The sequence below is a fragment of the Oceanobacillus sp. B139/18 genome, from assembly GCF_055524595.1.
On record NZ_JBVFXI010000001.1, the window covers coordinates 1,013,727 to 1,039,708 of the forward strand.

Consider the following 25,982-nt stretch of genomic DNA (forward strand, 5'->3'; position numbering starts at 1 on the left):
TAAAATTGATATTTTTAATAAGGGAGATGAGTAATTACTCATGAGCATTGTTCGTTTTGAAATTATTGCGACCGTATTTGAATTGAGAAGCTTTACCGCTGCCGCTGAAAAATTAAATATGACACAATCGGCAGTAAGTCATGCAGTTGCCGGTTTGGAATCTGAATGGGATGTTTCTTTATTCATTCGTGACCGCAGAAAAGGAATCACCCTGACGGAAGTAGGACAAAAAGTGCTCCCTCATATCCGGGAAGTATTGAAGAGAATGGAAAGTATTCACCAAGAAATCGCTCTGGCAACTAACTTAGAGACTGGTATCATTCGCATCGGTACATTTGCAAGTGCTTCTTCTTGCTTATTGCCAAAGCTGCTTGCCAAATTCCAGAAAAAACATCCGAAAATAGAATTTAAATTTTACGAAGGCACCTACGAAGAAATTACAGAGTGGTTGAGCTCTGGAGTGATTGATATTGGATTTGTTGTAAAAGGAGAAGCTAATCCAAATTTCGATTTTGTCCCTCTTATCAAAGATGATATGGTGGTTGCCTATCACCCGGCACATCGATTTCAATCCGAGGATACAGTGGATATGGCTGAATTAGCGAAAGAATCTTTTATTATGCCCACAGGGATGTATCAATCCCATGTAGAAGCATTGTTTGAAGAAGCACAAATAAAACCTTCTATTCGTTTTGAAGTGCATGACTGTACAACGATTGCGAATATGGTGCAGGAAGGCCTGGGGGTCACGGTTGGTCCTGAGCTGTTTTTAAAGACGCAGCAAAACATAAAGGTCAGTAATTTAACGATTCGAAACAGCCGTGAAGTAGCACTTGCCTGCCAATCTATTGCGGAAGCGTCACCGGCTGTAAAGGAATTTCTTCATATTGCAAAAGGGGTTTCTTACTGAGCTGAATAAAAACATGAGGGGTGACAAAATTAACCTGTAAATGAGGAAGCAGACATTACTTAAAATATTAAAAACCTGATGATTTTATTTGAAATCGCCAGGTTTTTTGATGCGTTTCTATTTTTAGTCATTACTAACAGGATGATTTCCCAGAACAGATAGTATATTTGAAAAAGCAAAATGTGTGGTATCCTTAGAAATTTGCTCCAGCTCCTCCATTTCTTCACAAACCACTTCTGCCATGTAATTATACTCTCCGCCAATTCTCCATAAATCTATTATATTACTATTCTCCTTACAGTAATTCATTAACTTTTCACAGCTTTTGGTCTTAAATAAAACGAAGCCATGGATTCCTTTATTGAGCTCTTTATTATTTACCTCAACCGTATAACGCTTTATTACATAATCTTCTAACCTTTCTATCCTTGTTTTCACAGCAGGAGATGACATATTTATTTGCTTGCCGATTTCTGTATAGGTAAGTCTGGCATTTCTTTTTAATAAATCTAATATTTGATGATCGATATGATCCAACATCCTTTTCACCAGCTTTCCAATTACTTTAAAATTTAAAGTTTTCCATAGCATATACTTTAATCATTCCATTGTAAACAATTCAGTATCGAATTAAAATTTGATATGAGGTGATAAATATGACGTGTTCTATCTTCTCCAAGTATAAAATCGGGAACTTAACATTAGATAATAGAATTGTAATGGCGCCAATGACAAGAGGATTTGCTGATAACGAAACAGGTGAAGTGAATTACTTGATTGCAGACTACTATGGAAAACGGGCAAGGTACGGGGCAGGATTAATCATTACGGAAGGTGTCGCCATCAACAAACTGGCCAAAGGAACCTATGGGATACCAGGGATATATACGCATCGTCAAATCTTAAGCTGGAAAAAAGTCACGCGGGAAGTTCATCAATATAAAACAAAAATCTTTGCTCAGCTCTGGCATGTTGGCAGAGTAAGTCATCAGGAAATTCTAAAAGGGAATGCTCCTGTTGCGCCCTCTCCTATCGGTGCCAACGGACATGTGCATCGTTTGAGGAAACCTTTCCAAGCTCCCAGAGCTTTAAATAATATGGAAATTTATCAAATAATAGCTGATTACAAGGATGCAGCAAAAAATGCGATGGAAGCCGGATTTGACGGAGTTGAGATACATGCTGCGCATGGTTACCTGATCGATCAATTTATCAATGAGAAAACAAATGACCGTCAGGATGAGTTTGGAGGTTCCTTACAAAATAGACTGCGATTTTTAGATTTAATTATTAAAGAAGTAAAGAAGGTTGTTCCTAAAAATAGAATCAGCATTCGAATTTCTGAAAAAAAAGATGATGATAAGGATTATGTATGGGAGCATCCAGAAGAAATGGTATGTGCTATAACAGGGATTCTTTCCAAGCATCAACTAAAAATTGTCCATCCATCGGCAGAAAACTACGGTGATATGCTTCAACATAATCAAAAATCGCTTCATGAATTATTCAGGCAATACTGGGATAAAACGCTTATTGCTGTTGGAAATATAGCACCTGAAAAAGGGGCGTCCATTATTGGAGGTAATCAGGCAGACTTGGTAGCATTCGGACAATTATTTATAGCTAATCCAGATCTGGTCGTTCGTCTGAAAGCGAATCAGGAGATTTTTCCGTATCAGACAAAAAATCTGCATACATGTTTAATTTAAGCAGTATATCAAGTAGGATAAGCACTCCTTTATCTCGTTTCTAGTTAAAAGGAGTGCTTTAAAATAACAGTACTTAAAGAAGCGCAAAAGCCTGTTTAAAACGAATGGTTTTCGAAATAGAATGCCATCAAAATATTCGAAGCTTTTTCACTATATATTCTATGAGAACTGTTTATTTAGTTCTACAACCATCGCTCCCATTTTAGGTTTCTTCGGCTGAAATACTTTCTCAATGCCATTCTTCTCTAATTCAGCCGCAGTCACCTTTCCTATCGCTGCTGCTAAAATTCCTTGATTAAAGGCTTCCGCCAATTTCTCCTTATCCTCCTTCATAAATAAATTTCGCACCTGTGTTTTACTGGTAAAAACAACAACATCTACATTTTGAGAGGTAATGGTTTCTTTTAGTATCGATAAAATCTGCTGGTCTGGTTCTTTATAAGAATAGGGTTTAGATAAATAAACAGCATACCCAAGCTGTTCCAGACTTCTTTTTAAATACACGTCATCCTCATTATATGTCTGCAAATAAATTTGTTTTTCTTCGCCCTGTTTGACCGGAGGTAAAGATGCAAGCAAATTTTCCATTGTTCCATCTGCAGAAAGAATGGTTGGTATCAGGTGATGCTGTTTCATCCACTTTGTCGTTTTACTGCCGCGAATGGCAAGGGTTGAGCTTTTTAGTTTATCTATGAAGCTGGTATGGATATGGAGTTTCTTTGCGGATTGCTCTAACGTTTCTGCTCCTATCCCAGTAGTTAGTATGACAAAGTCAAATCTGTTTTCTACAAGCTTTTTTACATCCTGCTGACAAATCGAATCATTCAGCTGATACTCTCCTTGAATCGGTAATTGAATTGTGTTTCCGCCATGTTTACTGATTAGTGTATCAATTGCTTTTGCCTGACGAGATGCAGCAACAGCAACTTGTTTCCCTTTAAGTCCGTCCATATATTTCTCCTTTTCCTATAGCTTTAGTATTCATTCTTTTATTTATTATATTACAAATATTCCAGTGGTTCAGCAAATGATTTCAAAAAATAACTTCTTAATCATTTTCTTTTATCATACCAGTCAAGTGTGTTCATAAACTCCACATTTCTTATTTCCTCTATGGAACAATTCGTTCCCCGTCCATCTTTTAAAAATAGATGAATCTGACCTTCTCCATATCCAGATACTTTACATTCCAAGTCTTTATAATAATTCCCGTTTCGCATCACATTCGCTTGAATCAAAACAGGAGAATTCGTTGCAAAAGCTTGGTTCAATACTTTTGCGATGGCTTCCTCGGTCATCTCTTCTTTTGCTTTCACTTCGATTAGCTGATCATTCATTTCTTCTTTTTTGAGCGCTTCTGAATGGTCGCTTAACATCATGCCTAACCATTTCATAATTCCTCTGTCCTTATACCCGAACTGTTCAGGCGTAACTCGTGTAATCGATATTTTTTCCATGTTCACTCTTCCTTTCCAGAACGATGACCGCCTAGCAATTTCGCACGGTATCTCGCCATTCCGTTTTTAAGCAGACTAGAAGCATGCAGCAGGGAAGTATAACCATGTTTTCTTCTTACAAAATCAATCGTCTTATCCAGCTCTTCGTTTTCCATTGTTTCTTCTGCCGATTCAAATAAATTCAGTTGCAATGATTGCTTTATTTGAAGTTTTCCAAAAGTAACATTAATCACTCGTACGGGCATATTGTCTTTATAATGTTTATGAAAGATAAACAGCATGTGCGCTTTTAATTTTCTGGATGAATCCGTTGCTTCAATCTTTATCTGATGGCTAAACCCGCCTAGTACTGTATCTCTCGAATATCCAATGGTCAGCTTGACAACACCTGTCATGAGCCGGTGCTTCCTTAACCTTGCCACATTCTCATCTGTCATTTCCCGAATAACCGTTTCAATATCGTGTTTAATCGAATAATCTCTGTTTAGTATCTGATTTCTGCTGAAGGAGGTACTTTCCGGTGTGTACGTGTCCGATAACACGGTTCGATCTATTCCATGTGCATGAAAATAGAGCTGTTGACCAATCACACCGAACTTTTCTTTTAATTTGCCAATATCATATTGAGCCAAATCATACATATTTCGAACCCCTATCCGATTTAGATTGGCTTCCGTTTTTTGTCCTATCCCCCAAAAATCAATTAAGGCTTCTATCTTCCATAATTTATATGGAACGTCTTCATAACGCCATTCCCCAATAAAGCCTCGTTGTTCGTCATGCTTTGCCTGATGGTCGAGTGCCAATTTTGCTAAAAGCGGATTATCCCCTATTCCCACAGTTAACACTAATCCCAACTCTCTCCATACATCACGTTGGATTTTCCTCGCGATGTCATGCGTACTGCCAAAAAGTTTATGTGATTTCGTTACGTCGAGGAACGATTCGTCAATAGAATAAACAAGTAAATCCTCTTTCGCTACATAACGCTTAAAAATACGTAATATCTCCATATTCTTTTGTAAATACACTGCCATACGAGGCTCCACGATATCTATATTTGCTTTCTGCGGGATTTCATAAATCCTTGTTCCTGTTTTCACGCCATACTCTTTTTTTACTAAAGGAGAAGCGGCTAACACCAAACCGCCTTGATTATCCGGCTTGGATACAACTGCAATCCGGGATTTTAAAGGATGCTGCTTACGTTCGGCAGCTTCTACGCTTGCGAAAAAAGATTTGACATCTATACATATAATGTCCCGCCGAGGCTCCTTCGAATAATCCATCATGATAATGTTTTTCATCATACTCTCTCCTAATACGAATAGGTGTTTGCATACTCATTATACGAACATATATTCCTATGGTCAACATAAATCCGTTTAAATAGTCGTGTTAATATATGGAAAGCTGAGATGAATAAAAAAACCCTTCGCGAAATGTTATCGCAAAGGGCCTTCCGTAGTGAATTATCCTGTTATTCCATTTCGATTTTGCGGTCATCTTTGTTCCAGTTAAGGCTAATATCATCTTTTTTACACCTGGAGATTCTGCTTCAGCTGAATTATTTAGTCATTCTTTTAAATGAATCATGTGAATATCCCTTTCATCATGTGATAAGGAAAGCTGATTGTATATATAGTCTTGATCAGGGTTGCTGGGGTTAGAAAAATACACGGTATCTATTTGCGTATAATAAATCGTACTTAAACACATTGGACATGGCTCTGTACTGGCGTATATCTCACACCCTTTAAGATTCGTTGTATTTAACGTTTGACAGGCTTCACGAACAGCTTGAATTTCCGCATGCGTAGTCGGATCGTTCGTTGCTGTTACTTCATTCACACCAGACCCAATTACTTTTCCATCTTTGACAACCACTGCTCCAAATGGGGCTCCCTGATGCTTTTGTTCATTTTCATTCGCTAATTTGACTGCTTGTTTCATCCATTCTTTGTTCGACATGTTGGTCCTCTCCTTTATGATGTTTCGTTTTACCAATTATGCTTCAGATTCTTTCAAAATACGTTCAATTTCTTTAAATTCAAGGCGCTCTGCATGCTCTAAAGGAGTAATGCCATCTTTATCACCAATATGGATGTCAGCACCATGGTCTATTAATAGCTTTACTATCTTCTGATGATTTTCCCCGCCGTTTCCTAAAATAATCGCTTCCAATAATGCAGTCCATTGTAAATTGTTTATATGGTTTACGTCTGTGTCAGAGTTCATTAAAAGCTCCTCTACCACATCAACATGCCCGCGCTCTGAAGCAGGAATAAGCGCCGTTCCGCCGAACCGGTTTGTTAATGATGTATCTGCTCCTGCTCCAACAGCAAGCTTCACGATTTCAAGGAATCCTTCAGCTCCAGCATATAGAAGCACATTATCCTGGTTGCTATTGCGGATATTTATATCTGCTCCTTGTTCGATAAGCGCCTTGACAGTATCTGTATGATATTTTTGCGTCGCAGCCATTACTGCGGTTACACCGTGTTCATCTGTTGCATCAATATCTGCTCCAGCTTCTATTAATTTTAAAACCGTTTCTGTATTTCCTTCTTCTGCTGCTGAAATTAACTTTTGTTCCAAATTGGTTTCCTCCTTCTTTTCTTTCTGTGTTGAAAAACCTTCCCCTGTTTTGGCAGCTGCCCTGCGATAAAAATATTTCAGCTTTATCATAACCTTTACCCCTATATAAATATGTTATCATGGAGGTAGCTATATGAAAAATATTAATTTAATTATATTTACTTATTTTTTTAATATATAAAATGAAACTTCATTATAGGTAGAGCTTTGCAGACGGTTCTCTGCGATTAAAGTAGAAAGGATGTTTACGATGGATATTAGGCAGCTGCGCTATTTTATTGCTATTGTAGAAGAAAGGAAAATTTCTGCCGCCGCTAAAAGACTTCATATGTCCCAACCACCCTTAAGTCAACAATTAAAAGCTATGGAAGAAGAACTCGGTGCCACATTAGTCGAAAGAAGCGGTAAATTTTTAGAAATGACAGAAGCAGGGAAAGCTCTGTATACAAATGCGCTGCAAATAACTCAATGGATGGAAGAAACCGAAACAGAGGTAAAAGAGGTTGGCAAAGGGGTAAATGGGAAACTCACTATTGGTGTTAACACATTTTCCGTTAGCGAATTGCCACATATACTTGAACAATTTCAAAAGGAATTCCCAAAAATCACATATAAAATCCAACAAAATGAATCCTCCCATCTTTGCCAATTAGTCAGGGACAGAATTGTGGAACTGGCAATTATCCGAATGCCGTTAGATTTGGACGATTTTTCTGTTCTCCATCTCTATAACGATCCTTTTTATTTCATTACGTCTGAGGAGCAGACATCATTTGATAAAGAAGTATCACTTGCTGAAATCCAGCATTATCCTCTCCTGTTTCCAAGCACAGAGGGATTAGGTGTGCACTATTTGATTTTAGAGGCATTTTCTCGATTTAAACTGCACCCTAATAAGATAGGGGAGTGCTCTGACATTAGCCTTTTAATGGATTTAGTTGCGTCTGGATTCGCCGCATCTATTGTTCCGGAAACTCTGCTGAAACGATATCGCGGGTACCCTGTAGATGCTTATCGGATATCAAGTGCGATGGAGTTAAATGGACCAGTCGGGTTGATATGGCTCAAAGATCATAGCTTGTCTAAATCTGCTCAAAATTTTATAGAGTTGCTCCAAAAAGGATAAGTTCCTCTCTTTCACAGTATTTTATATGGGTTTGGTTCATACTTTTCTGTTTGATTTTGTTTAATTGTCTTTTATCCCCTACGGAATATATCCAAGCTCTATACACAGCTTTATTTTAAATTTTGTATATAGTTCATAAAAACACCTGCTAAAAGCCGTTAATTTTATATACGCTTTTAGCAGGTGTTTTTAGTTTTTATACTGGAGGCTATCTATCTCATTCATGCTTTTTTCTATTTCATGGTCTGCTTCTGCTATCCCTCAACTCAAACCCTTTTCGTCTATATAATTAAAATTTAGTATTATTTTTGTCATCATCTGCCACCATATAAGGCCGCATCATATCATAATCCTCATGCTCTAAAATATGACAGTGCCACACAAACTCTCCGCTATATGGAGCGAATTTAGCGATGACTCTGGTAATGGTTGCAGCAGGAACCTCAATGGTATCTTTCCAGCCGCGGTGATTTGCTGCGGGGGCCTCAGGCGGTCCGGTAAATATGATTTTGCCATCTTGATTATATTGCTCCAGATCGAAAGGCTGATGCTCCAGCACCTGAAATTGGACAAGATGAATGTGAATTGGATGAGAGAAGTTGGTTGTGTTTGTAAAAGCCCAAATCTCTGTTGTCCCTAGCTGCGGATTTTCCGTGATTGGATCATGCCAGTGCTTGTTGTTGAGAAGTAATAAAGGACGATCAAATTCATCAGCAGATCCAACTAATTTTAAATAACGAATACCAGAAATATCATTTTGCTTTAATGAAGGAATAACAGATAAAGTTTGTGGCAAATGGCTTCTATCTTTATTTTTCAATGACTTTGTAACACGGAACTGCATGATATCTCCAGTGTCATCGTTTGGATCAGCGTCTGGTCCTAAGTCATTTTTTAATAGAATGGACTGACCAGCTGCTTTTGAAAAATCAATAATGACATCGATTCGTTCTGCCGGCTGAAAACCGATTTTTTCGATTTCAACGGGATGCCTGAGCAGCCCGCCGTCCGAACCGATTTGTTGAAAGTTTATATTAGAATCAAGCTGTAACTGGTAGGACCTTGTATTGGAAGCATTTAAAATCCGGAACCGATATTTTCTTGGTTCCACCTCTAAGAACGGCCATGCCTTTCCATTAACGATTATTGTATCTCCATTGTATGCAGGCAGAATAGACGGATTTGGCAGGTTTTTTGCTGCATCATCAGGCTGTGATGGGTAAAATAAGGAACCATCTGCGTTCAAGCTTCGGTCTGTAATCATAAGCGGAATTTCATAGTCCCCAGCAGGCAGGTTCAATGATTTCTCGTGCTCATCCCGAAGAATATACATCCCTGCCAGCCCTGCATATACATTCAGCCGCGTAATTCCCATAGCGTGATCATGATACCAAAGCAGGCTTCCGCGCTGATGATTCGGATACGTAAATGTTTCTCTTGAAAAAACAGGTCCGGTTTCTTGGAAGTTATTTGTGTACCATGCTTCCGGATGTCCATCGCTGTCAGCTTTTGTTTCGATACCATGTAAATGTACCACCGTGCGTACGATGGGGAGCTGTTCAAGGCCATGAATCGATACATCAACTGGAAGCAGATGCTTATTCGGCAATTGGTTAAGCCATGCCACGTGAACCGGTTCATCCCGATTTGCCTCAATCATCGGGCCGGGGAACTGACCGTTATACCCCCATAAAGTGGTTGCTGGTAAATCACGATGCAGCTTACGCTTGAATTGCTTCATCGTGATTTCATAGTGAACCCCGTCCCCTGTTTTTTTATCAGGCTTTAGAGGCTGTAGATTAGGAAGCGGATCCACAAATTTTTCTAGCTTACGGCGCATTCGTATTCACCCCATTTCTTTATAATGCGTGTTCAAAAAGTACGATAAATAGGACCAAGAAATTCAAGGCGATGAGATTTTTACGAACGGAGCGTATGTTTTGAATACGTGAGTATTGGAAAAATCCTGTCAACGCAGAAATTCGCTGTGGCATTTTTATTGGACTTTTTAAACATCCTTTCGTAATAGTAAATGTGACTAGAAGCAAAAAAGTGCAAAACTGATGTACAGTATACTAAAGTAATTAGGGTGATACAAAATGCGTCATTTATGAAAAAATGACTTGGATAAGCTTTACATGATTTGTTTATTGTTTGGTGTGTCATGGTATGCTTTTTTATATTTCAAATTATATTAGACTAAATCATCTAACTTCCACAAAGTTTGACTATTTCATCTAACTTTTGATATATTCGATGATATAATCAAACTATTCTCTGAGATGAATAAGGAAGGAGCTGTTTTATTCATGTCAACGGAAGTTTCCATCTTCATTATGGATATAAGTAATTCGTCAAAAGAAAATATCGGGAAGGCATTAAGTGATTACCTGGGACAATTAAAAGAAAGTATTTCTCTATGGACCAAAAATACAGCTGGAACACAAATCAGTCACCGCGCCGGAGATGAATTGGTACTTGTGAGCAACGGCTATGCAACAGCATATACTCTTGCTTTTTATATCAGCCGCATCTGGAAATTTACTGATCATCCGCCTTATTTTGGCCTGTCATTCGGAACGATTAAAGAGGATGTAAGGGATATAAATATAGAGACATGGATTCATCCATTGATGAAACAAGCAAGGAACGCTAATAATCATCTGAAAAAACAGCCGGATAGATTGCTGTTTCGTTTTACGTTGCCTGCTTCATCAAATGAACAAGACTTCACGGTTTTTAGCAAGCAGTTCGAAATCTTGATTAATACGAATTTAATGCTGAAGCAGGGACAAATCAACGAACAAACTGACATACAATCTCTCGTCTGTTCGTTATATCTCATACTCGGTCAACAAAAAAAGGTAAGCGAACACCTTAAAAGAACAACAGCTACCATATCCCACCATATGAAACAGGGCAAAACGCAAATCATCTTGCATGCTTTTGATAATATTGTAAAGGTGCTGGATTCATTAGGTGCACAAGATAACCATCGTCTAACAGATAAGCTGCAAACAAATATTAACCATCATATCATCACACATCTATCTGATTATTTCCCTGAGGAAAGGAGATTATCATGACAATATTATTGCTTGTTCTCGCACATTTGATTGCTGATTTTTGGCTGCAATCTGACCAGATGGTGAAACATAAAATCAAGCATTTAAAAAAACACATCCTTCACCACCTGCTGACAACAAGTATTGTACTTGCGGTAATATGGGGCTATCAATATGAGTTTCAGCATGTCATTTCCTATTTTATTTCACCTTTAGCTTTTATTATAATCACACACCTTTTGATTGATTTATTAAAAATAAAATTTGTAGATTCCCTTCCCAAAAGCCCGATGGATAATATGAAGAAACTCGGATATTTTCTAGCAGATCAAGTCTTACACGTTATGATGATACTCCTGACCTGTATCCTATTCTTTCATATGACAATTACAGAGATGACAGCTAGTCTCTTAAACCTGAATAGTACAAGCAGTTTAGGTCTGTTCAATACAGCATTATTTGTTATCCTAATTTATATTTTAGCGACAAGTGTCAGCGGGCATATTGTAAAATTTATCATTGGTTCGTTACCATCCGAATTTGCCAATTTTGAAGGTGAACTGACGTTGAAAAACCAAATAGCTGCCGGAAAGGAAAAAATCCAACCGAGCGCAGACAATCGTTTTACAGAGGAATATCATTATTTCACTTACTCTGCCCCGCTTCGTTCGCGCGGCAAGCTTATCGGCTATCTGGAAAGATTGCTGGTGGTACTATTAACAGCAGCAGGCGCATATCAGTCGATTGCATTTATCATTGCCGCCAAGTCGATTGCCCGATTTAAGCAGTTAAACGACCGGAACTGGGCGGAATATTTCTTGTTAGGTACGCTGTCTTCTATTTTTCTAGGGTTGGTGCTTGGACTTGTTGTACAAAGAGTTCTTATGTAAGCGATAAGGACTTTCACTAGATTGACCCCTTTCCTCCAGCAAAAAAATCAGGCTGCTGAATATTGCTCAGCAGCCTGATTTTTGGTGAGAATCACCGTACTTACTTAATTTGAATCACAATCTTTCCTTTCGCATGATGGGTTTCGCTCAATCGATGCGCTTCCTTCAATCCGTTCTCGGTAAGCGGGAAAGTATGTCCAATATACGATTTTAATTTCCCATCCTCCATCAGCTTCCCTAATTCAGACAGTTCTCCTCCATCTGGCTCAAGCCATAAGAATCCTGCCTTGACTCCTTTTTGTTTGGCTAACTTTTCATCTGGCTGTCCTGCAATGGAAACGAGCCGTCCGCCTTCCTTTAATACATGGAAGCTTTTATTCAGGATTTCACCGCCCAGCGTATCCACGACAATATCATAATCTTGAAGAACATCTTCAAAGTCTTCCTCTTTATAATTAATGAATTGATCGACACCTAATTCTTTTAAAAACGTCTCATTTTTACCGCTGGCAGTCGAAGCTACATAGGCACCGAAGCTTTTAGCAATCTGAATGGCCATGCTGCCAACACCGCCGGAACCGGCATGAATCAACACTCTATCGCCTTTTTTTATTTCAGAGAAGTTCACAAGACATTGCCAGGCAGTAAGACCTGCAAGCGGAACTGCTGCCGCTTCTTCAAAGCTGATATTTTTTGGTTTCATCGCCAGCAGTTTTTCATCAACCGCTGTATAGGCAGCATACGTGCCATTTGGTGTAAGGGCCGGTCGAGCAAATATCTCGTCACCCACTTGAAAAGAGGTTACATTTTTACCGACTTGTTTGATGACACCTGCCGCGTCCCATCCTAAAATAATTGGAAATTCAAAAGGCACCCCTTCTTGCAGGTAACCTTCACGCAGCTTCCAGTCAATCGGATTAATGGACGTAGCGTGCATTTCTACTAATACCTGGTTATCTTTTATTTCTGGTACGGGAATATCGTCTTTTTCCTTTAGCTGATTTGCATCGCCGTATTGTTCGATAATAATTGCTTTCATAATCAAAACCTCCAGCGCATATTTTTCTGTTGCATTTTTAATAGTATCAAACGAATTTCTTTTTAACAATTAATAGCAATTCACTTGATAATCCCATACTTGAGGAAGATTGGAAATTATTATATTATCTATTCTCTCTTGATTTTTTACTCCAGTTAATTCATTTCATTATTATTTAAAAAATGCTGACAATGGTTATAATTAATGTTACTATTAGTAATATTACTAATAGTAACGTCAGCTTTAAAAGCTGACCAAGGAGGAACTGTGATGCTTTCTTTTTCATTCCTAGGTGCGTTTATTTTTGGGTTCATTGCACTTTTTACGCTGCTGGTAACTTTAGGGTTGCCATTAGGTGAATTTACTTTAGGAGGTAAATTCAGGATCTTACCTATAAAAATGCGAATAATAAGCGGAATCTCGCTGGTCATCCAAATGATTGCAATTATAACGATACTTGACGTTGGCGGGATAATTATAATAGATTTCCCTTTTTCTATCGAAAGAGGATTATGTATTTTCTTTGGATTTTATTTATTATTGAATACAGGGATGAACATCATATCTTCCAGCAAAAAGGAAAAGTATGTTATGACCCCTTTGTCTTTCTTGTCATCTATGTGTTTTTTTATTACAGCATTTTTTAACTAAAGGAGAATGGATTACGATGGATACTATTATTTTAGGCTTTCTGATGATTCGAGGTTCAACGATTTATGAGTTAAGGCAATCTATCAAACAAACCTTATCTAATGTCAGCAGCGACAGCACAGGCAGTATTCAAGCAGGAATCAAAAAATTATTGAAAAAGGAATGGATTACTTTTGAAGAACACATAGAGGGGAGTGTAAACAAAAAAACATATTATATTACAGAAGCTGGAGTAAAACATTTTAGAGAAAATATATCAACACCTATGTTATACAAGGAAAAAAATATGGAATTAAGTAAATTTTTCTTTCAAGGGTTCGCAGATCATTCAGAGCACGAAGCGTTTATCAACAGCTATCTGGAAGAATTAGAAAAAGAATTACATCGCTTGGAAGCTATTAACATAACGATTGATCAGAGAAATAATTTCAGCCGTGACTATATAAATAATTTAAAAGAAGCTGGCGGTGCAACAGAATTTATGACGGAAGAGGGAGTAAAATCAATTGCCTATTTCCAATATGCAACGCTGGATTTAGGTATAGAGAAAATTAAATTTGAAATCGACTGGTTTAGGAATTTCCAATCAAAATTAAAGGCAGAAAGGATGGAGAATGACAAGGGACAATAAAGCGGAACATTATTCCATTGCATGGCGATAATTATTATTCAATAAAAAGCTTCCCTTCCCCGCTTTTCTTAAGAAATGCAGAATAATTTCTTTTCAGAAAGAAACGTTTATAAACCTTACACAGAATGAAATCCCAAATAAAAAAAACATCAAATTACTCACTTTATCGTAATTTGATGTTTTTCTTATTTTACCTTACATATTATAAAGGAAACTCGGACGCTCCCAAAAACGCTGCTTCGCCATCGCATCAATAAACTTCTGTCCGAATTGCGAATCGATATCCATCACGACTCCAGGCTGTCCTTCAATACCCATTTCCTTCAATAAATGAGCACTCTCTTCTCTAGCACCTATCGGCTTGAAATGATTGTACATATTCATAATAAAGGTACGGGCTTGATGATGAAAATAGTCATTGACTCCGGTACCGCCAACAAGATATGCACCCTCATAGCTTAACGGAGATCCTGTCAGAAAGTTTTGGTCTACATCAAAAGTCATTCCCTCGCTGCTCTTTACTTCACCGAGCTTATTGCTGACAATAACGGGATGCATCCCGGCCTTCTTCCATTGCTTGAGCAAAGCATCCACTTCCTTACCCGGAAAACCTTCTGCCAGAAAAACAGCTACTTTCAGTGTATTCGCCACAAAATTGGTATTCATTAAGCTTACAGCCGGCGATGATTTCGTAGCAGTTGACTCTTCTACGTCTGGTACAGTAACACCAACATTTGACGCAACAGCCTCTGCAAGCTCTTTGCTGACCCTTGCCAAGCGGTCCACCATCTGCTGACGCACAGGTACATGAAGACATCTTCCCAGCTCAAAGCTATACGCTCCAATAATATGCTCCCGCTCTACAGGTGTCATGCTGTTCCAGAAAATCCTTGCCTGCGTATAGTGATCTTTAAAAGAATCCGCTGTTTTACGCTGCTTCAACCCTTCTACGGTGGAAGGATACGTAACAAAGCCTCCCTTGTCTGGCGGACCTTCTGATGGTGTATTATCCGCTAATATGTTTTTATGATAAGATACTTTTCCTCGGTCAATCACATGACGCGAGTTTCCATCCCGCTGATTGTTAAAAACCGGACAAACCGGCTTGTTGATAGGAAGCTGTTGATAATTTGCGCCTATTCGCACCTGCTGTGTATCTGTATACGAAAATAATCGCCCTTGCAGCAGCGGATCATTGGAGTAATCCATTCCCCGAACAATATTCCCTGGGTGAAACGCACTTTGTTCTGTTTCCGAAAAAGCATTATCGACCGTTTTGTTTAACGTTATTTTTCCTATTTTTTGAAGCGGGACTTCCTCCTCCGGCCAAAACTTTGTCGGGTCTAAAATATCGAAATCAAACATAAACTCCTGATCTTCACTGATAATCTGTACAGCAAGTTCATATTCCGGATAATTGCCCATTTTGATATTTGTCCAAAGGTCTCTTCGATGAAAATCGGCATCCTCGCCAAGTTTTTGTGCTTCGTCCCAAATCAATGGATGAACACCCAGGACAGGCTTGACATGAAATTTGATAAAATGAGCAACTCCCTCTTTGTTTACAAAAAGATACGTATGAACGCCAAAGCCTTCCATGGTACGAAAATTCTTTGGAATAGCCCGGTCAGACATAATCCACATCGCCATATGAGTCGTCTCCGGATTACTTCCCATAAAGTCCCAAAATGTATCGTGTGCCGTCTGCCCTTGAGGATATTCATTATCAGGCTCCGGTTTGACAGAGTGAATCAAATCAGGGAATTTAATCGCATCTTGGATGAAGAAAATGGGGAAATTGATGGCCACAATATCAAAGTTTCCATCATCTGTGTAGAATTTAATAGAAAAACCTCGTACATCGCGAACGGTTTCATTACAGCCCCGTGAACCGATTACTTGTGAAAAACGTACAAATAACGGTGTTTTTTTGGAAGGATCCTGTAAGAAATCTGCCATAGTCACTTCACTCATAGATTGATACAGTTCAAATTCTCCATAAGCACCTGTTCCTCGAGCGTGCACGACCCGTTCCGGTACTCTCTCTCGATCAAAATGCGCTATCTTTTCTCTGGCAAGAAAGTCTTCAATCAGAGTCGGGCCGCGGTCTCCGGCAGTCAGTGAATTTTCATCATCCACGATCTTTTTCCCTTCATTAGAAATCATCTCTTGATTACGGGTATCCCGAATAGATGGTTCTAATTGCTGTTCCTTATGGTAATAGAATTTATTTTTAGCAAAAAAATGAAAAGTATTCATTGAAGGTTTCTTTCTGTGTATGACTGGAACAACTTTAATACACCATGCACCATAATTAGTCGGGAAGACGTCCGAGCTTCCACAATGAAAGAAGCCGTCTGTGCTGCACAGACGGCTTCTTTCATTTATTGGAGGACTACAGAAATTTCTCCATGATAACGTAGGCCTCCCCATTTTTCATAAAACTTCTATCTGTTTCCTGGAGACCAAACTTCCGATAAAAATGGCTCTTATTCTTTCTGGCATTACACCAAATTCTTTTCACATCATGTTTTTTCGCTTCCTCAAATACGGACTCTAACAATCTGCTTCCATACCCTTTTCCCTGTTCTGATATCAGCGTCGCAAATTTTCTAAATTGAGCTTCCTCTTTGTCTATAAACAGCGTAACAATGGAAATCAGTATATTATCTTTAAAAAGTCCCAAATGAATACCCGAAGCATCATCCTTTAACTTTATGTAGTTGAAATCCTCATTCGGCCACATGACTTCATGCCTAAGCTCCCATGCTTGTTCTTTCTGTATTTTTGAAATTTGAATTTCCATGATAACCTCCTTGCCTGCTGTGAAGCTGGTCAAAAACACATGCTTAGAAAAATGCCAGTATACTGTTGGCGTAAAATAGCGTAACTACTGTCAACGCCAGTAAAACAACCCCTTCCGCTTTTCCGCCAGTTGTTGCAGCGAATGGAAAACGAATCGTAATCTTTGCAGGGTACAGCAGCTTGATTCCCTGCTTTGTCGCAGCATCTAGTATAAAATGCGTAACCATACCAGCTAAAATCCCCATGGTGATCGACGGATTACTGATGAACTTAGATAAAATAAACGCCACCAGCGCTAAGAATAATAAACTATGTGTAAAGGTTCGATGACCAAAGAGGGTATTAACTACTTTCGAAACCGCTGGAAACCTCCGTCCGATTTTGCTGCCGCTATGGCAAATATCCGGAAGCAAGCCCCCTGCTGCGCCTGCTGCAATGAACCATTCGGGCTGATATGCATCTGTGATGGCGACGATGGCTGTCGTCGCTGTGATTCCAGCCATAATATGTGTTTTTCCTGTCATGCTCTTTTTTCTCCTTCATTTGTAAATTGCGTTATCTTATCATAACACTATCCTAAGAAAAAGAACATACGTTTCTTTCAATTAATTTCCTTTTATTCAAAAATGCAGCAAACATTATTGTCTGCTGCAGTCATGATTTGTCTACATGGTTAAATGATAACTGGCATCTAAAAGTTCAAATATTTCCTCTTCTGAAATAGAACCGTCCAGCAGAATGCTGATCCAATGTTCTTTGTTCATATGGTAAGCTGGCAGTATTCCATTTTCTTTTCTTAAAATCGATGCCAATTCCGGGTCGCATTTGACATTTAAAACGGCTGCAGTCCCTTCTCCTTCTATATTTAATTTCTCTTTGTTCACATCCATCAGCAACCCAAACCATTTGCTGTTTTCCTTATGCCGAAGCACAGCGTAATTAGAAAATTTAGCCCAAGGATAATCTGGCTCTGTATCGTATTTTCTTTTTGCATAATGTATAACTGCATCTCTGCTCACTAAAATCACCTTCATCTGATAAATTAAACGGGTAAATTGCTTTTCTTCATTTTATCAGCAGATACAGGTTTGTTAAATAGGATGCTGCACACAGAAGCTTAAAAATACCATGATATCCTGCTACCTTTAATATATACGAACAATTTTTCCCAAAGTCAGACGGTGGTGACTATGCCCCTCGTCAGCTCCATATCCTGCTGCAACCACAGAAAGAATATTCCCCTCTATCTCCAATAATGCTTTTACCTTTTCCAGATCAAAACCCAGCATCGGAACGCTGGATATACCGTAAGCGGTGAGCGCTAACAGCAAATACCCAAGCGCAATATACCCTTGCGATTGCAGCACCTCAGGAGCCATATCCAGCGTTTCTAAAAGAGCTTCCTTGTCACTTTTCTTCTTTTCCAAATTCATTTCCGGATGAAGGACATCATCTGCTTTCTCCCGCACATCCATCAGATTACTGTATAGCACGATGACACAGGAGGCAGTATCTAATTGCTTTTGATAAGCGGAATATTGGTAGAGCTTTTGAATCATGGTTTTGTCTTTCACAATAACAAATCGCCAAGGCTGTGCATTGAATCCGCTCGGAGCCAAACGGACATGATCGATAATATTAGCTACCAGATTCGTATCTACCTCCTGCTCTGTAAAGCTTCGGACGCTTTTTCGCTCTTGCATCCATTTTAAAATATATTCTGATTCCATTGAAAATCACTCCTATCTTATTTGTTACGTTTCATTATGATAGAAGTGACCTCCCTTTGTTTAAAAATATGTAAAGCCTGTATCGATACAGACGCCTCTTGCTTTAGAGATATTTGCTGCTTTCTATTGCTTCATGGATTAATTGAACACCTTCATGGATTCTTCCTTCTTGAATACTCGTTGTATTCAACTTTAAGAATTTATGTTTCTGCTTATAATCAGCTATATAATTTGTTTTATAGTCATCGACTAAAACATGACGTTTCGCTAATGCTTCATGAAGTTTCTGTATATTTATCTGTTTTGGCAGCTTGATTACGGTATGCATTTGATGATTGTCATTAAATGCATACCCGGATAAAAAGGTATTTAATGCATGCCGCAGTATCTCTGCTTTCTGCTGATGTTTGGAGACGATTTTGTCTTTATGGTGTGCATATAGACCGCTCTCCATAAATGTCTGCATAATAACCTGGCTCAAAGAATTGGTATGGATATCAATAATTTCTTTAAAACTCCGAAAGGGCTCGATTAATTTCTCTGGCACGACAGTAATACCTAACCGCTGCCCTGGAAACATGATTTTAGAAAAACTTTTTAAGTAAATAACACGTTGATCATTATCCATTTCGTAGAGTGTTTTATAACTGTTGTCCCCTTCAAAATCTCCCAGGTAATCATCTTCAATCATATAAAAATCATATTTCTCTGCTAATTCCAACAGCAGCTTTTTTTCCTGTTCATTCATGGTTGTACCAAGCGGATTATGCAGGCGCGGCATTAAATAAACATAGCTTGGACGCTTGATTTTAATCGTTTTCTCTAATTCCTGCAAATCTATTTTATCCAGCCCTCGGCAGCATGTGACATAATCTAACTGAAGGCGTTCTATAAGATTGATGACCTGATGATAGGTGGGCTGTTCAATTAGAATGGATTCCTTTCTGGTCAGCATGATTAAAGCAAGAATATGCAAAGCCTGCTGTGTACCGCTTGTAATCATAATCTGCTCTTTTTTTGTGAATATCTGGTCCTCCATCAACAGCTTCTGAAATAAGGTTTTCAACTCCTCATTGCCGGTCGTTGCACCATACGTAAATAATTCTGTTTTTTCATTTTGGATAGCAGCTTCCAAGCATTGCGAATAGCTGTCCAATGGAAAGTCCGTCCAGGAAGTGGAAGCAGTTGAAAAATCATATACCCCGTTAAAAGCAGCAGCTTTTTCTTTTCTGGAAATAATATAATAACCGACATTAGGCTTGGCATATATTCTATTGTTCTCAACTAGATATTTAAGCGCCTGCGTTACCGTCACTTGACTTACTCCAAAGGCTTCCATTAATTTACGTACCGTCGGCAGTCTATCTATATATATTCCTTCCTCTATACGTTTTAAGATTTTATCAGCTACGAATTGATATTTCTTCATAAGCAGCCCCTTTCCCCTCTACAAACAGATTACCATGAATCTATTTCAATTGTATTTTCCTTTATCTTGTTTGTATCGATACACCTAAAAAAAGAATTGCTTCCGTTTAGACATTCTTTCTATACTCTGGAATAGAAGGAGGAGGAAGTCATGAAAAAAAATAATGCATTACTGGCAGCAGTCACTTTTTCCATTATTATTGGATTGTCCTTTATGTTTGTGAAAATTTCTTTGACGTATGAAGGGCAATTACTTATATTGGCGCAGCGATTTACATTTGCTTTTTTGGGATTGCTTTTATTTCTTGTCATAAAACCAATCCATTTACGGTTGAATCGGAAGGAAATCATGATTGTGATTATTATTTCCTTGTTCTACCCGATTATATTTTTCAGCAGTCAAATACTTGGTCTTGATCAAACAACGGTTACGGAAGCAGGAATCATTCAGGCGATTGCTCCGGCCACAACTGTTCTCTTAGCAAGTGTATTTTTGAAGGAACAGGTCCGAATAGTACAAGGATTAGGAATCGTTTTTAGCATTGCCGGAGTCGTTTTCCTGCAGCTGATGAACAGCTCGGGAGGCTATGATTTTCATCTGCTTGGCAACCTGCTGATTATCGTATCTATTCTTGCAACAGCGATTTGGCAGGTAATGTCCAGAAGTGCAACAAAATCTATCGCACCAATTCAAATTACGATATATATCATGTTCATTGGTTTTCTGTTCTTTAATGTCATCTACTTCATAAACGGCGGTTCTGCCGGCGAGTATATCGATTCCCTGACAGAAATTCCATATTTATTATCAATTTTATTTTTGGGTGTCCTGTCTACATTTGGAACGTCTTTATTGTCTATTTATGCTGTGTCCAAATTGCCGGTTATTCAAGTAAGTGTGTTTAATAATGTGGCTACGTTAATTACCATCCTGTCTGGAGTACTGATTTTAAACGAGCCTTTTCATTATTACCATATTATCGGCGCAGCGGTGATTATTTTTGGCGTTATTTTGGTTAATGCAAAAAAGAAATCAAGACATTCTAAGGTAAGTTAATCAATAAAATCAGTTTTTATGAATAAATGCTATTTTTCTTTATATCATCTAGTTTGTATCGGAGCAAAGGTGAGCGTCACTTCAAGAGATGAAGAGAAGCTGCGTAAAGCTGGAGATCTCGGAGCGGATTATCTTTTAAAAACAGACAGGGATTGGACAGCTAAAATGAAAGATGAAAAATTCGATATCATATTAGATAGTATTGGGCCGGCACTCTTCCCGAAAATACATTAATGTCTTAAAGCCAGATGGAAATTTGGTTAATTTTGGAGCGAGCTCCGGAGACAGTATTGACCTTTCTTTACCCTCCCTCTTTTACCCGCAATTTAATATCTTAGGAACTTCTATGGAAAGTAAGGAAGAATTCGAACAGTATAACGCATCACAACATAAAACCGGTGCTGATAGCGTTTATCCGCTTATTGAAATCGAACATGCATTGGAGAGAATGAAATCCGGGAATCAATTTGGCAATATAGGCTTGGAAATGGAATAAAAAAGCCGAGTTTTTCATTTTTACGTTATCGTTATGAAGAAAAATCGTTTGAGGTGAATCAATGCCTAGCTCCTCTTTTGTGATTCATAAATGATTGTGCTACGATAAAATCGTATATCAACTTCACAAGGAGGCTCTATGTATGGCTTTGGAAAATTTTGATGAATACCTGCAAAAATATGCTGAATTAATCGTTTCTACCGGTGTCAACGTTCAAGAAGGACATTCTCTCGTTCTAACGATTGATGTTGAACAGGCTCCATTAGCACGTAAAATCACAAAAGCTGCTTATGAAAAAGGCGCAAAACGTGTTATTGTCAAATGGGGAGACGATAAAATCTCAAGACTTGGGTTTGAGCATCAATCAACCGAAACCCTAACAGATATTCCAGATTATCGCATTGAAGAAATGAACTATATTATTGAACAAGGTGCCAGCCGTATCAATGTTGTTTCCAATGATCCGGATGCCTTAAAAGGATTAGATGGTGAAAAAATCGCTGCAACGCAAAAAGCGTCTGGTGAAGCATTTCAGCCATTATCGCAAGCAACACAGTCGAATAAAATCTCATGGGTCGTGGCAGCTGCAGCCGGTCCGGAATGGGCAGCGAAAGTCTTTCCGGATTTAGATTCAGCGGAAGAACAAACGGATGCATTATGGGATGCTATTTTCAAAGCGATTCACTTATATGATGACGATGCGATCCGCACATGGGAGGATAAAGATAAGACCCTGGAAACGAAAGCGGAATCATTGAATAAGGAACAATTTACAGCATTGCATTACACTGCGCCGGGTACAGATTTAACGGTCGGCCTGCCGAAAAACCACCGCTGGGAAGGTGCTGGAAGCTTTAACTCCCGCGGAGAACGCTTTATAGCCAATATGCCGACAGAAGAAGTATTTACAGCCCCAGATGCCAACCGGGTCGATGGCGTTGTCGTATCAACCAAGCCATTAAGTTATGCCGGTTCTGTCATCGAAGGGATGGAATTTCATTTTGAAAATGGGAAAGTAACCAAAGTGACTGCTGAAAAAGGCGAAGAGGTTATTCAAAAATTAGTCCAGCAAGACGAAGGTGCTTCCCGCTTAGGAGAAGTTGCTTTAGTTCCGGACGCGTCCCCTATTTCTCAATCCGGATTGACTTTTTTCAATACGTTATTTGATGAGAATGCTTCAAATCACTTAGCGCTGGGTTCTGCATACGCGTTCAACTTAGAAGGCGGAATGGAGATGTCAGAAGAAGAATTAAAAGAAGCTGGTCTGAATCGTTCAGCAACACATGTTGACTTCATGATTGGTTCGGATCAAATGGATATTGATGGCATTAAAGAAGACGGCAGCCGTGTTCCGGTCTTCCGAAAAGGTGCTTGGGCTTAATTTGCTCATTAGTAATAGTCAGTAAAAAAATCCAACTAGCTTGCAGTTGGATTTTTTTACATTAGTATATAAAATGTATCTATTCTGCTTTTCTTTTGATAGAAACCATTTTCCCATAAGTCCCTATCCTCCAAAGCCATTCAAACGGTCCATAGGAGAACTCTTTCAACCAGAGATGACTGAAAATCATTTGTGCCGCGAATAAAATGACTCCAACCCCAAGAGCGAACGCATAGCTTGGTTCCTCCCAAATCCCTAAATTGATAAAAACCGTTCGTCCGCTCGATTGAAACAAACTTACAAAAACCAGAGATTGCATGATGTAATTCGTAAACGCCATCTTACCGACCGATGTGAACGGGACAAGCAACTTCGACATGCTCCCCTTGCTAGTTCCTAAAAGGACAATGAATAAAATCATGCCGATTGTCACCAAAAAGGGGTAGAAGCTTTCCAATGGATGTAATGCAATTCTATCATAAAGGCTTGCTTTCCCTGCTAACCCAATCACAAGAAAAAGTACTGACAATAAGCTCATGGTTTTTCTTCGCTTTTCGATTATTGTAAGCAGCCCCTTCCGATACGCATACATACCAAACAGGAAAAAGCTGATGTGTGCGACCATGGAAGAAAATTCAATAATAAGATATTCTGTTCCTGTCGGCGGCTCTTTTGAGTCAGGCAACAGACCTTTCAAACCGGCTTCCAGAGACAAATGATAGGATGAGAAATAACTGATTACATCCGCTCCAATGGTATAGCCGATCCAGAAAAGGAAAGCAGTAATAACCAATCCGGCTGCTGACCAATTCATAAACAGCAGAAGGAAAAATCCCGCCATCCCATACATGAGCAGAATATCTCCCGACCAAATTGCAAAACCGTGCACAGCACCAACGAGGGCAAGCAAAAATAATCGTCTGAATAATACTGGATAAGGGTTGATTTGCTTCGTTTTTAGGCGATTATAAAGTAACATAAGGCTCAGGCCAAACATGAATGCAAACAGCGGCCGGGTACTGTCTGTTAATATAATCTCCTCTAAGCTTCTTAGTACTTCATTAACCGGAGACAAATTTTCCGTATCGACGGAAGACAGCCCCGGGACGTTGGCTAAAAAGATTCCAAGTAAAGCAACGCCCCGCATTTGGTCTAATATAGCAATTCGTTGATGTTGATTTTTTTGCTTCATTGATGTCATAGAATCCTCTTTAACTCCTTACATTAAAATGCCCAAGTACATTTTTTAGAATACTAGATTCTTGCTTAATCCCGTGGTTCTACACGCCAATCAGCCTCTCGCCGGGGATCAGCCGCACCAGAGATGTCATCATTCTCCCGATCGATCATCAAAGCCTGAACAGACCCGAAATACAGCGGAGTCGGAGCTTCACGAATCTCGTTATACCCAATATTAAGCAATCCTTCCCTTACATCTGCTTCCGGAGCGGATTCCATCACAAGCGCATTATCCGTCAGGTGGAAACGATCCGCTTCAACAACAGCTTCCAGGTCCGAGTCTTCTTGAACCCAGTCAGCAATCACCTGCGTAAGCATAATTGGAATACGTTCGCCTCCCGGACTGCCAATCCCTAAAACAGGTCCCTCCTCATCTGCCACAATCATTGGAGAGGACCAGGTAACGGAACGCCGTCCAGGCTCAGGTTCATTTTGCTCCGTTTGACCAATATCAAATCGAGACATTTGATTATTCAAAAAGAAACCTTCTGTGTAGACACCGGAGCCAAAGAAATTGGTCAGTGTATTCGTCATGGAAACAACAGTGCCGTTGTCATCAATCACTGTAATATGTGTCGTATTAGGGGGCGAGTCGTCATAACTCCGCTCTTCGTCCTCAGGAAGCAAGCTGTCACCGGAGATTTCTTCTGCTAAAGCAGCATTCTGTTCACGGTCAACGAAAGAATCAACCGGAACATCCACAAACGAAAGGTCACCGAAATCCGTATAAATAAATGCTTGAGCGATTCGCCACGACATCGCAATGTCATGCACAAATGGCGTGCTATTCCGTTCTTCTTCTAATGTTCCCCGCTCTTCAAGGATTTGCAGCATTTGAATGACGCTGGCACCAGGAAGCGGCGGCGGAGCACCAGTCACCTCGTATCCAGCAAACTCTCCGGTCACGGGGGCATGCCGTCCGACACGAAAGTCAGCAAGTGAGTCTCCGTCCAGACCTTGAATCGCTGCTAACGCTTCTCCAGTATCCCCTTCATAAAAGGAAGCTCCTTCACTATCACGGATATCACGCAATGCTTCGGCCAATGCCGGCTGTTCTAAAGTGGCTCCTGCCTCAATCGCTGTCCCATCCGGATAGAAATGCTCCAGCTGCTCAACCGGCAGACGGTCCTGAGCAGATTGAAGCTGCTGTGCTAACGTTGCAGATACCTCCGAACTTTCTGCCAAATCAATCGCCGGGTCAATTACTGTCTCCCAGTCAGCAGTCCCATAGTCATCATGTAATTCCTTTGTCCCGGCTACAAATCCAGGTACACCAATATCTGATGAAGGAATGCCGCCTTCAGGGACAACTTCACGATAATCATATGCCTCAGGGTCTTGACCCTGCTCTTGAACGAGTGTTACTCCGCCGCCGCCAATTCCTGATGCAAAGGGCTCTACAACAGAAATGGCATACGCCGCTGCAACGGCCGCATCCACGGCATTACCTCCATTTTCCAAAACAGTCATTCCAGCTTCTACAGCATCTGGATGCCCTGCGCTGACACCATAAGCCTCTGGCACATCTGTTTCAGGTTCTGGCTCTTCTTCATTTTCTGGCGGAATCAGTCTCTCGCTTTCATCTTCTGATGGATTCGGCTCAGGCTGCTGGTCCGTCTCTTCCTCTGAGACACATCCGCTAAGCAACAGCAATACCGTTGCGGTAAAAGTAAAAATTAAACTGCTCTGGCGCTGGTTACGCCTTTTCACCTGCATGAATGCAACTCCTTCCATGATGTCATTGCGCTTTTTTTTGTTAAATATCATTTA

At 39.5% G+C, this 25,982-nt stretch carries 27 protein-coding genes; 11 read left to right on the forward strand and 16 right to left on the reverse strand.

Features of this window, described 5'->3' with window-relative positions:
• Positions 1 to 40: 40 nt before the first annotated feature.
• Positions 41 to 910 (forward strand): LysR family transcriptional regulator, encoded by an 870-nt coding sequence (locus tag ACZSMY_RS04925; RefSeq protein ID WP_465147513.1) that lies wholly within the window; start codon positions 41 to 43, stop codon positions 908 to 910.
• Between the two features lie 123 nt (positions 911 to 1,033).
• On the opposite strand, the gene ACZSMY_RS04930 is transcribed toward ACZSMY_RS04925, so the two are convergent.
• Positions 1,034 to 1,450 carry an Lrp/AsnC family transcriptional regulator gene (locus ACZSMY_RS04930; RefSeq protein ID WP_175297061.1) on the reverse strand — a complete coding sequence of 139 codons (417 nt, stop codon included), beginning with the start codon at positions 1,448 to 1,450 and terminating at the stop codon, positions 1,034 to 1,036.
• A gap of 116 nt (positions 1,451 to 1,566) precedes the next feature.
• Here ACZSMY_RS04930 and ACZSMY_RS04935 point away from each other — a divergent pair, with 116 nt between their 5' ends.
• Positions 1,567 to 2,619 carry an alkene reductase gene (locus ACZSMY_RS04935; RefSeq protein WP_052485070.1) on the forward strand — a complete coding sequence of 351 codons (1,053 nt, stop codon included), beginning with the start codon at positions 1,567 to 1,569 and terminating at the stop codon, positions 2,617 to 2,619.
• Between the two features lie 159 nt (positions 2,620 to 2,778).
• On the opposite strand, the gene ACZSMY_RS04940 is transcribed toward ACZSMY_RS04935, so the two are convergent.
• From ACZSMY_RS04940 to ACZSMY_RS04960, 5 genes are all read right to left on the reverse strand, one after another.
• The gene (locus ACZSMY_RS04940) at positions 2,779 to 3,570 is read right to left on the reverse strand and encodes a uroporphyrinogen-III synthase (RefSeq protein ID WP_042534015.1); all 792 of its coding nucleotides are present in this window, start codon (positions 3,568 to 3,570) and stop codon (positions 2,779 to 2,781) included.
• Positions 3,571 to 3,671: 101 nt separating this feature from the next.
• The gene (locus tag ACZSMY_RS04945; RefSeq protein ID WP_042534013.1) at positions 3,672 to 4,076 is read right to left on the reverse strand and encodes a hypothetical protein; all 405 of its coding nucleotides are present in this window, start codon (positions 4,074 to 4,076) and stop codon (positions 3,672 to 3,674) included.
• A 2-nt stretch (positions 4,077 to 4,078) separates the two neighbouring features.
• Complete coding sequence (locus tag ACZSMY_RS04950) at positions 4,079 to 5,386, reverse strand: Y-family DNA polymerase (protein ID WP_465147514.1); 1,308 nt, start codon at positions 5,384 to 5,386, stop codon at positions 4,079 to 4,081.
• Between the two features lie 265 nt (positions 5,387 to 5,651).
• Entirely contained in the window at positions 5,652 to 6,047 is a 396-nt protein-coding gene (locus ACZSMY_RS04955) for a nucleoside deaminase (RefSeq protein ID WP_465147515.1), read from the reverse strand.
• Between the two features lie 36 nt (positions 6,048 to 6,083).
• Positions 6,084 to 6,674 (reverse strand): ankyrin repeat domain-containing protein, encoded by a 591-nt coding sequence (locus tag ACZSMY_RS04960; protein WP_465147629.1) that lies wholly within the window; start codon positions 6,672 to 6,674, stop codon positions 6,084 to 6,086.
• A 250-nt stretch (positions 6,675 to 6,924) separates the two neighbouring features.
• Between ACZSMY_RS04960 and ACZSMY_RS04965 the strand changes: the two genes are divergently transcribed.
• The gene (locus tag ACZSMY_RS04965; RefSeq protein WP_193062132.1) at positions 6,925 to 7,800 is read left to right on the forward strand and encodes a LysR family transcriptional regulator; all 876 of its coding nucleotides are present in this window, start codon (positions 6,925 to 6,927) and stop codon (positions 7,798 to 7,800) included.
• Positions 7,801 to 8,089: 289 nt separating this feature from the next.
• Here the strand turns inward: ACZSMY_RS04965 and ACZSMY_RS04970 are convergent, their stop codons facing one another.
• Positions 8,090 to 9,640, reverse strand: a complete 1,551-nt coding sequence (locus tag ACZSMY_RS04970; protein ID WP_289585128.1) for a multicopper oxidase family protein — start codon at positions 9,638 to 9,640, stop codon at positions 8,090 to 8,092.
• 469 nt (positions 9,641 to 10,109) lie between these two features.
• On the opposite strand from ACZSMY_RS04970, the gene ACZSMY_RS04975 reads away from it, so the two are divergent.
• Together ACZSMY_RS04975 and ACZSMY_RS04980 are read left to right on the forward strand one after the other, a co-directional pair.
• Positions 10,110 to 10,886, forward strand: coding sequence for a hypothetical protein (locus tag ACZSMY_RS04975; RefSeq protein ID WP_465147516.1), 777 nt, complete (start codon positions 10,110 to 10,112; stop codon positions 10,884 to 10,886).
• The gene (locus ACZSMY_RS04980) at positions 10,883 to 11,755 is read left to right on the forward strand and encodes a DUF3307 domain-containing protein (protein WP_465147517.1); all 873 of its coding nucleotides are present in this window, start codon (positions 10,883 to 10,885) and stop codon (positions 11,753 to 11,755) included. The genes ACZSMY_RS04975 and ACZSMY_RS04980 overlap by 4 nt, the downstream gene beginning before the upstream one ends.
• 100 nt (positions 11,756 to 11,855) lie before the next feature.
• Here the strand turns inward: ACZSMY_RS04980 and ACZSMY_RS04985 are convergent, their stop codons facing one another.
• On the reverse strand, positions 11,856 to 12,794 hold the full coding sequence (locus tag ACZSMY_RS04985; protein ID WP_289585126.1) for an NADP-dependent oxidoreductase: 939 nt from the start codon (positions 12,792 to 12,794) through the stop codon (positions 11,856 to 11,858).
• A gap of 270 nt (positions 12,795 to 13,064) precedes the next feature.
• Between ACZSMY_RS04985 and ACZSMY_RS04990 the strand changes: the two genes are divergently transcribed.
• Complete coding sequence (locus tag ACZSMY_RS04990) at positions 13,065 to 13,445, forward strand: hypothetical protein (RefSeq protein WP_042534001.1); 381 nt, start codon at positions 13,065 to 13,067, stop codon at positions 13,443 to 13,445.
• A 16-nt stretch (positions 13,446 to 13,461) separates the two neighbouring features.
• A complete protein-coding gene (locus tag ACZSMY_RS04995) occupies positions 13,462 to 14,076 on the forward strand; it encodes a PadR family transcriptional regulator (RefSeq protein ID WP_193062128.1) in 615 nt (204 codons plus the stop codon).
• A 195-nt stretch (positions 14,077 to 14,271) separates the two neighbouring features.
• On the opposite strand, the gene ACZSMY_RS05000 is transcribed toward ACZSMY_RS04995, so the two are convergent.
• The 6 genes from ACZSMY_RS05000 to ACZSMY_RS05025 form a co-directional block, all read right to left on the reverse strand.
• A complete protein-coding gene (locus tag ACZSMY_RS05000) occupies positions 14,272 to 16,335 on the reverse strand; it encodes a catalase (protein ID WP_465147518.1) in 2,064 nt (687 codons plus the stop codon).
• 136 nt (positions 16,336 to 16,471) lie between these two features.
• Positions 16,472 to 16,876: a GNAT family N-acetyltransferase gene (locus ACZSMY_RS05005; protein WP_042536250.1), complete on the reverse strand. Its 405-nt coding sequence runs from the start codon at positions 16,874 to 16,876 to the stop codon at positions 16,472 to 16,474.
• Positions 16,877 to 16,925: 49 nt separating this feature from the next.
• The gene (locus ACZSMY_RS05010; RefSeq protein ID WP_042533996.1) at positions 16,926 to 17,405 is read right to left on the reverse strand and encodes a metal-dependent hydrolase; all 480 of its coding nucleotides are present in this window, start codon (positions 17,403 to 17,405) and stop codon (positions 16,926 to 16,928) included.
• A gap of 141 nt (positions 17,406 to 17,546) precedes the next feature.
• Positions 17,547 to 17,900: an MmcQ/YjbR family DNA-binding protein gene (locus tag ACZSMY_RS05015; RefSeq protein ID WP_244882398.1), complete on the reverse strand. Its 354-nt coding sequence runs from the start codon at positions 17,898 to 17,900 to the stop codon at positions 17,547 to 17,549.
• A gap of 126 nt (positions 17,901 to 18,026) precedes the next feature.
• On the reverse strand, positions 18,027 to 18,611 hold the full coding sequence (locus tag ACZSMY_RS05020; protein ID WP_256706258.1) for a nitroreductase family protein: 585 nt from the start codon (positions 18,609 to 18,611) through the stop codon (positions 18,027 to 18,029).
• Positions 18,612 to 18,714: 103 nt separating this feature from the next.
• A complete protein-coding gene (locus tag ACZSMY_RS05025; RefSeq protein WP_193062126.1) occupies positions 18,715 to 20,040 on the reverse strand; it encodes an aminotransferase-like domain-containing protein in 1,326 nt (441 codons plus the stop codon).
• A 150-nt stretch (positions 20,041 to 20,190) separates the two neighbouring features.
• On the opposite strand from ACZSMY_RS05025, the gene ACZSMY_RS05030 reads away from it, so the two are divergent.
• The 4 genes from ACZSMY_RS05030 to ACZSMY_RS05045 all read left to right on the forward strand — a co-directional run bounded on the left by ACZSMY_RS05030 (position 20,191) and on the right by ACZSMY_RS05045 (position 22,973).
• Positions 20,191 to 21,096 carry a DMT family transporter gene (locus ACZSMY_RS05030; protein ID WP_465147519.1) on the forward strand — a complete coding sequence of 302 codons (906 nt, stop codon included), beginning with the start codon at positions 20,191 to 20,193 and terminating at the stop codon, positions 21,094 to 21,096.
• An 18-nt stretch (positions 21,097 to 21,114) separates the two neighbouring features.
• Complete coding sequence (locus ACZSMY_RS05035; protein WP_084612970.1) at positions 21,115 to 21,330, forward strand: zinc-binding dehydrogenase; 216 nt, start codon at positions 21,115 to 21,117, stop codon at positions 21,328 to 21,330.
• A gap of 22 nt (positions 21,331 to 21,352) precedes the next feature.
• A complete protein-coding gene (locus ACZSMY_RS05040) occupies positions 21,353 to 21,592 on the forward strand; it encodes an MDR/zinc-dependent alcohol dehydrogenase-like family protein (RefSeq protein ID WP_052485066.1) in 240 nt (79 codons plus the stop codon).
• A 142-nt stretch (positions 21,593 to 21,734) separates the two neighbouring features.
• The gene (locus ACZSMY_RS05045) at positions 21,735 to 22,973 is read left to right on the forward strand and encodes an aminopeptidase (protein WP_289585244.1); all 1,239 of its coding nucleotides are present in this window, start codon (positions 21,735 to 21,737) and stop codon (positions 22,971 to 22,973) included.
• A gap of 79 nt (positions 22,974 to 23,052) precedes the next feature.
• Here ACZSMY_RS05045 and ACZSMY_RS05050 read toward each other — a convergent pair whose 3' ends face one another.
• Together ACZSMY_RS05050 and ACZSMY_RS05055 are read right to left on the reverse strand one after the other, a co-directional pair.
• Entirely contained in the window at positions 23,053 to 24,174 is a 1,122-nt protein-coding gene (locus ACZSMY_RS05050; RefSeq protein ID WP_042533987.1) for a DUF418 domain-containing protein, read from the reverse strand.
• 65 nt (positions 24,175 to 24,239) lie between these two features.
• Complete coding sequence (locus tag ACZSMY_RS05055) at positions 24,240 to 25,928, reverse strand: gamma-glutamyltransferase family protein (protein ID WP_465147520.1); 1,689 nt, start codon at positions 25,926 to 25,928, stop codon at positions 24,240 to 24,242.
• Positions 25,929 to 25,982 lie beyond the last annotated feature (54 nt).

What these genes read in the sequence shown, in the direction of transcription:
- ACZSMY_RS05050 (WP_042533987.1), bottom strand. Translation starts at nt 24,174, where the DNA reads ATGACATCAATGAAGCAAAAAAATCAACATCAACGAATTGCTATATTA.
- ACZSMY_RS05025 (WP_193062126.1), bottom strand. Translation starts at nt 20,040, where the DNA reads ATGAAGAAATATCAATTCGTAGCTGATAAAATCTTAAAACGTATAGAG.
- ACZSMY_RS04990 (WP_042534001.1), top strand. Translation starts at nt 13,065, where the DNA reads ATGCTTTCTTTTTCATTCCTAGGTGCGTTTATTTTTGGGTTCATTGCA.
- ACZSMY_RS04995 (WP_193062128.1), top strand. Translation starts at nt 13,462, where the DNA reads ATGGATACTATTATTTTAGGCTTTCTGATGATTCGAGGTTCAACGATT.
- ACZSMY_RS05055 (WP_465147520.1), bottom strand. Translation starts at nt 25,928, where the DNA reads ATGCAGGTGAAAAGGCGTAACCAGCGCCAGAGCAGTTTAATTTTTACT.
- ACZSMY_RS05020 (WP_256706258.1), bottom strand. Translation starts at nt 18,611, where the DNA reads ATGGAATCAGAATATATTTTAAAATGGATGCAAGAGCGAAAAAGCGTC.
- ACZSMY_RS04975 (WP_465147516.1), top strand. Translation starts at nt 10,110, where the DNA reads ATGTCAACGGAAGTTTCCATCTTCATTATGGATATAAGTAATTCGTCA.
- ACZSMY_RS05000 (WP_465147518.1), bottom strand. Translation starts at nt 16,335, where the DNA reads ATGAATACTTTTCATTTTTTTGCTAAAAATAAATTCTATTACCATAAG.
- ACZSMY_RS04970 (WP_289585128.1), bottom strand. Translation starts at nt 9,640, where the DNA reads ATGCGCCGTAAGCTAGAAAAATTTGTGGATCCGCTTCCTAATCTACAG.
- ACZSMY_RS04940 (WP_042534015.1), bottom strand. Translation starts at nt 3,570, where the DNA reads ATGGACGGACTTAAAGGGAAACAAGTTGCTGTTGCTGCATCTCGTCAG.
- ACZSMY_RS05035 (WP_084612970.1), top strand. Translation starts at nt 21,115, where the DNA reads ATGAATAAATGCTATTTTTCTTTATATCATCTAGTTTGTATCGGAGCA.
- ACZSMY_RS04955 (WP_465147515.1), bottom strand. Translation starts at nt 6,047, where the DNA reads ATGTCGAACAAAGAATGGATGAAACAAGCAGTCAAATTAGCGAATGAA.
- ACZSMY_RS04985 (WP_289585126.1), bottom strand. Translation starts at nt 12,794, where the DNA reads ATGAAAGCAATTATTATCGAACAATACGGCGATGCAAATCAGCTAAAG.
- ACZSMY_RS04980 (WP_465147517.1), top strand. Translation starts at nt 10,883, where the DNA reads ATGACAATATTATTGCTTGTTCTCGCACATTTGATTGCTGATTTTTGG.
- ACZSMY_RS04930 (WP_175297061.1), bottom strand. Translation starts at nt 1,450, where the DNA reads ATGTTGGATCATATCGATCATCAAATATTAGATTTATTAAAAAGAAAT.
- ACZSMY_RS05010 (WP_042533996.1), bottom strand. Translation starts at nt 17,405, where the DNA reads ATGACAGGAAAAACACATATTATGGCTGGAATCACAGCGACGACAGCC.
- ACZSMY_RS04965 (WP_193062132.1), top strand. Translation starts at nt 6,925, where the DNA reads ATGGATATTAGGCAGCTGCGCTATTTTATTGCTATTGTAGAAGAAAGG.
- ACZSMY_RS04925 (WP_465147513.1), top strand. Translation starts at nt 41, where the DNA reads ATGAGCATTGTTCGTTTTGAAATTATTGCGACCGTATTTGAATTGAGA.
- ACZSMY_RS05030 (WP_465147519.1), top strand. Translation starts at nt 20,191, where the DNA reads ATGAAAAAAAATAATGCATTACTGGCAGCAGTCACTTTTTCCATTATT.
- ACZSMY_RS04945 (WP_042534013.1), bottom strand. Translation starts at nt 4,076, where the DNA reads ATGGAAAAAATATCGATTACACGAGTTACGCCTGAACAGTTCGGGTAT.
- ACZSMY_RS05045 (WP_289585244.1), top strand. Translation starts at nt 21,735, where the DNA reads ATGGCTTTGGAAAATTTTGATGAATACCTGCAAAAATATGCTGAATTA.
- ACZSMY_RS04935 (WP_052485070.1), top strand. Translation starts at nt 1,567, where the DNA reads ATGACGTGTTCTATCTTCTCCAAGTATAAAATCGGGAACTTAACATTA.
- ACZSMY_RS04950 (WP_465147514.1), bottom strand. Translation starts at nt 5,386, where the DNA reads ATGATGAAAAACATTATCATGATGGATTATTCGAAGGAGCCTCGGCGG.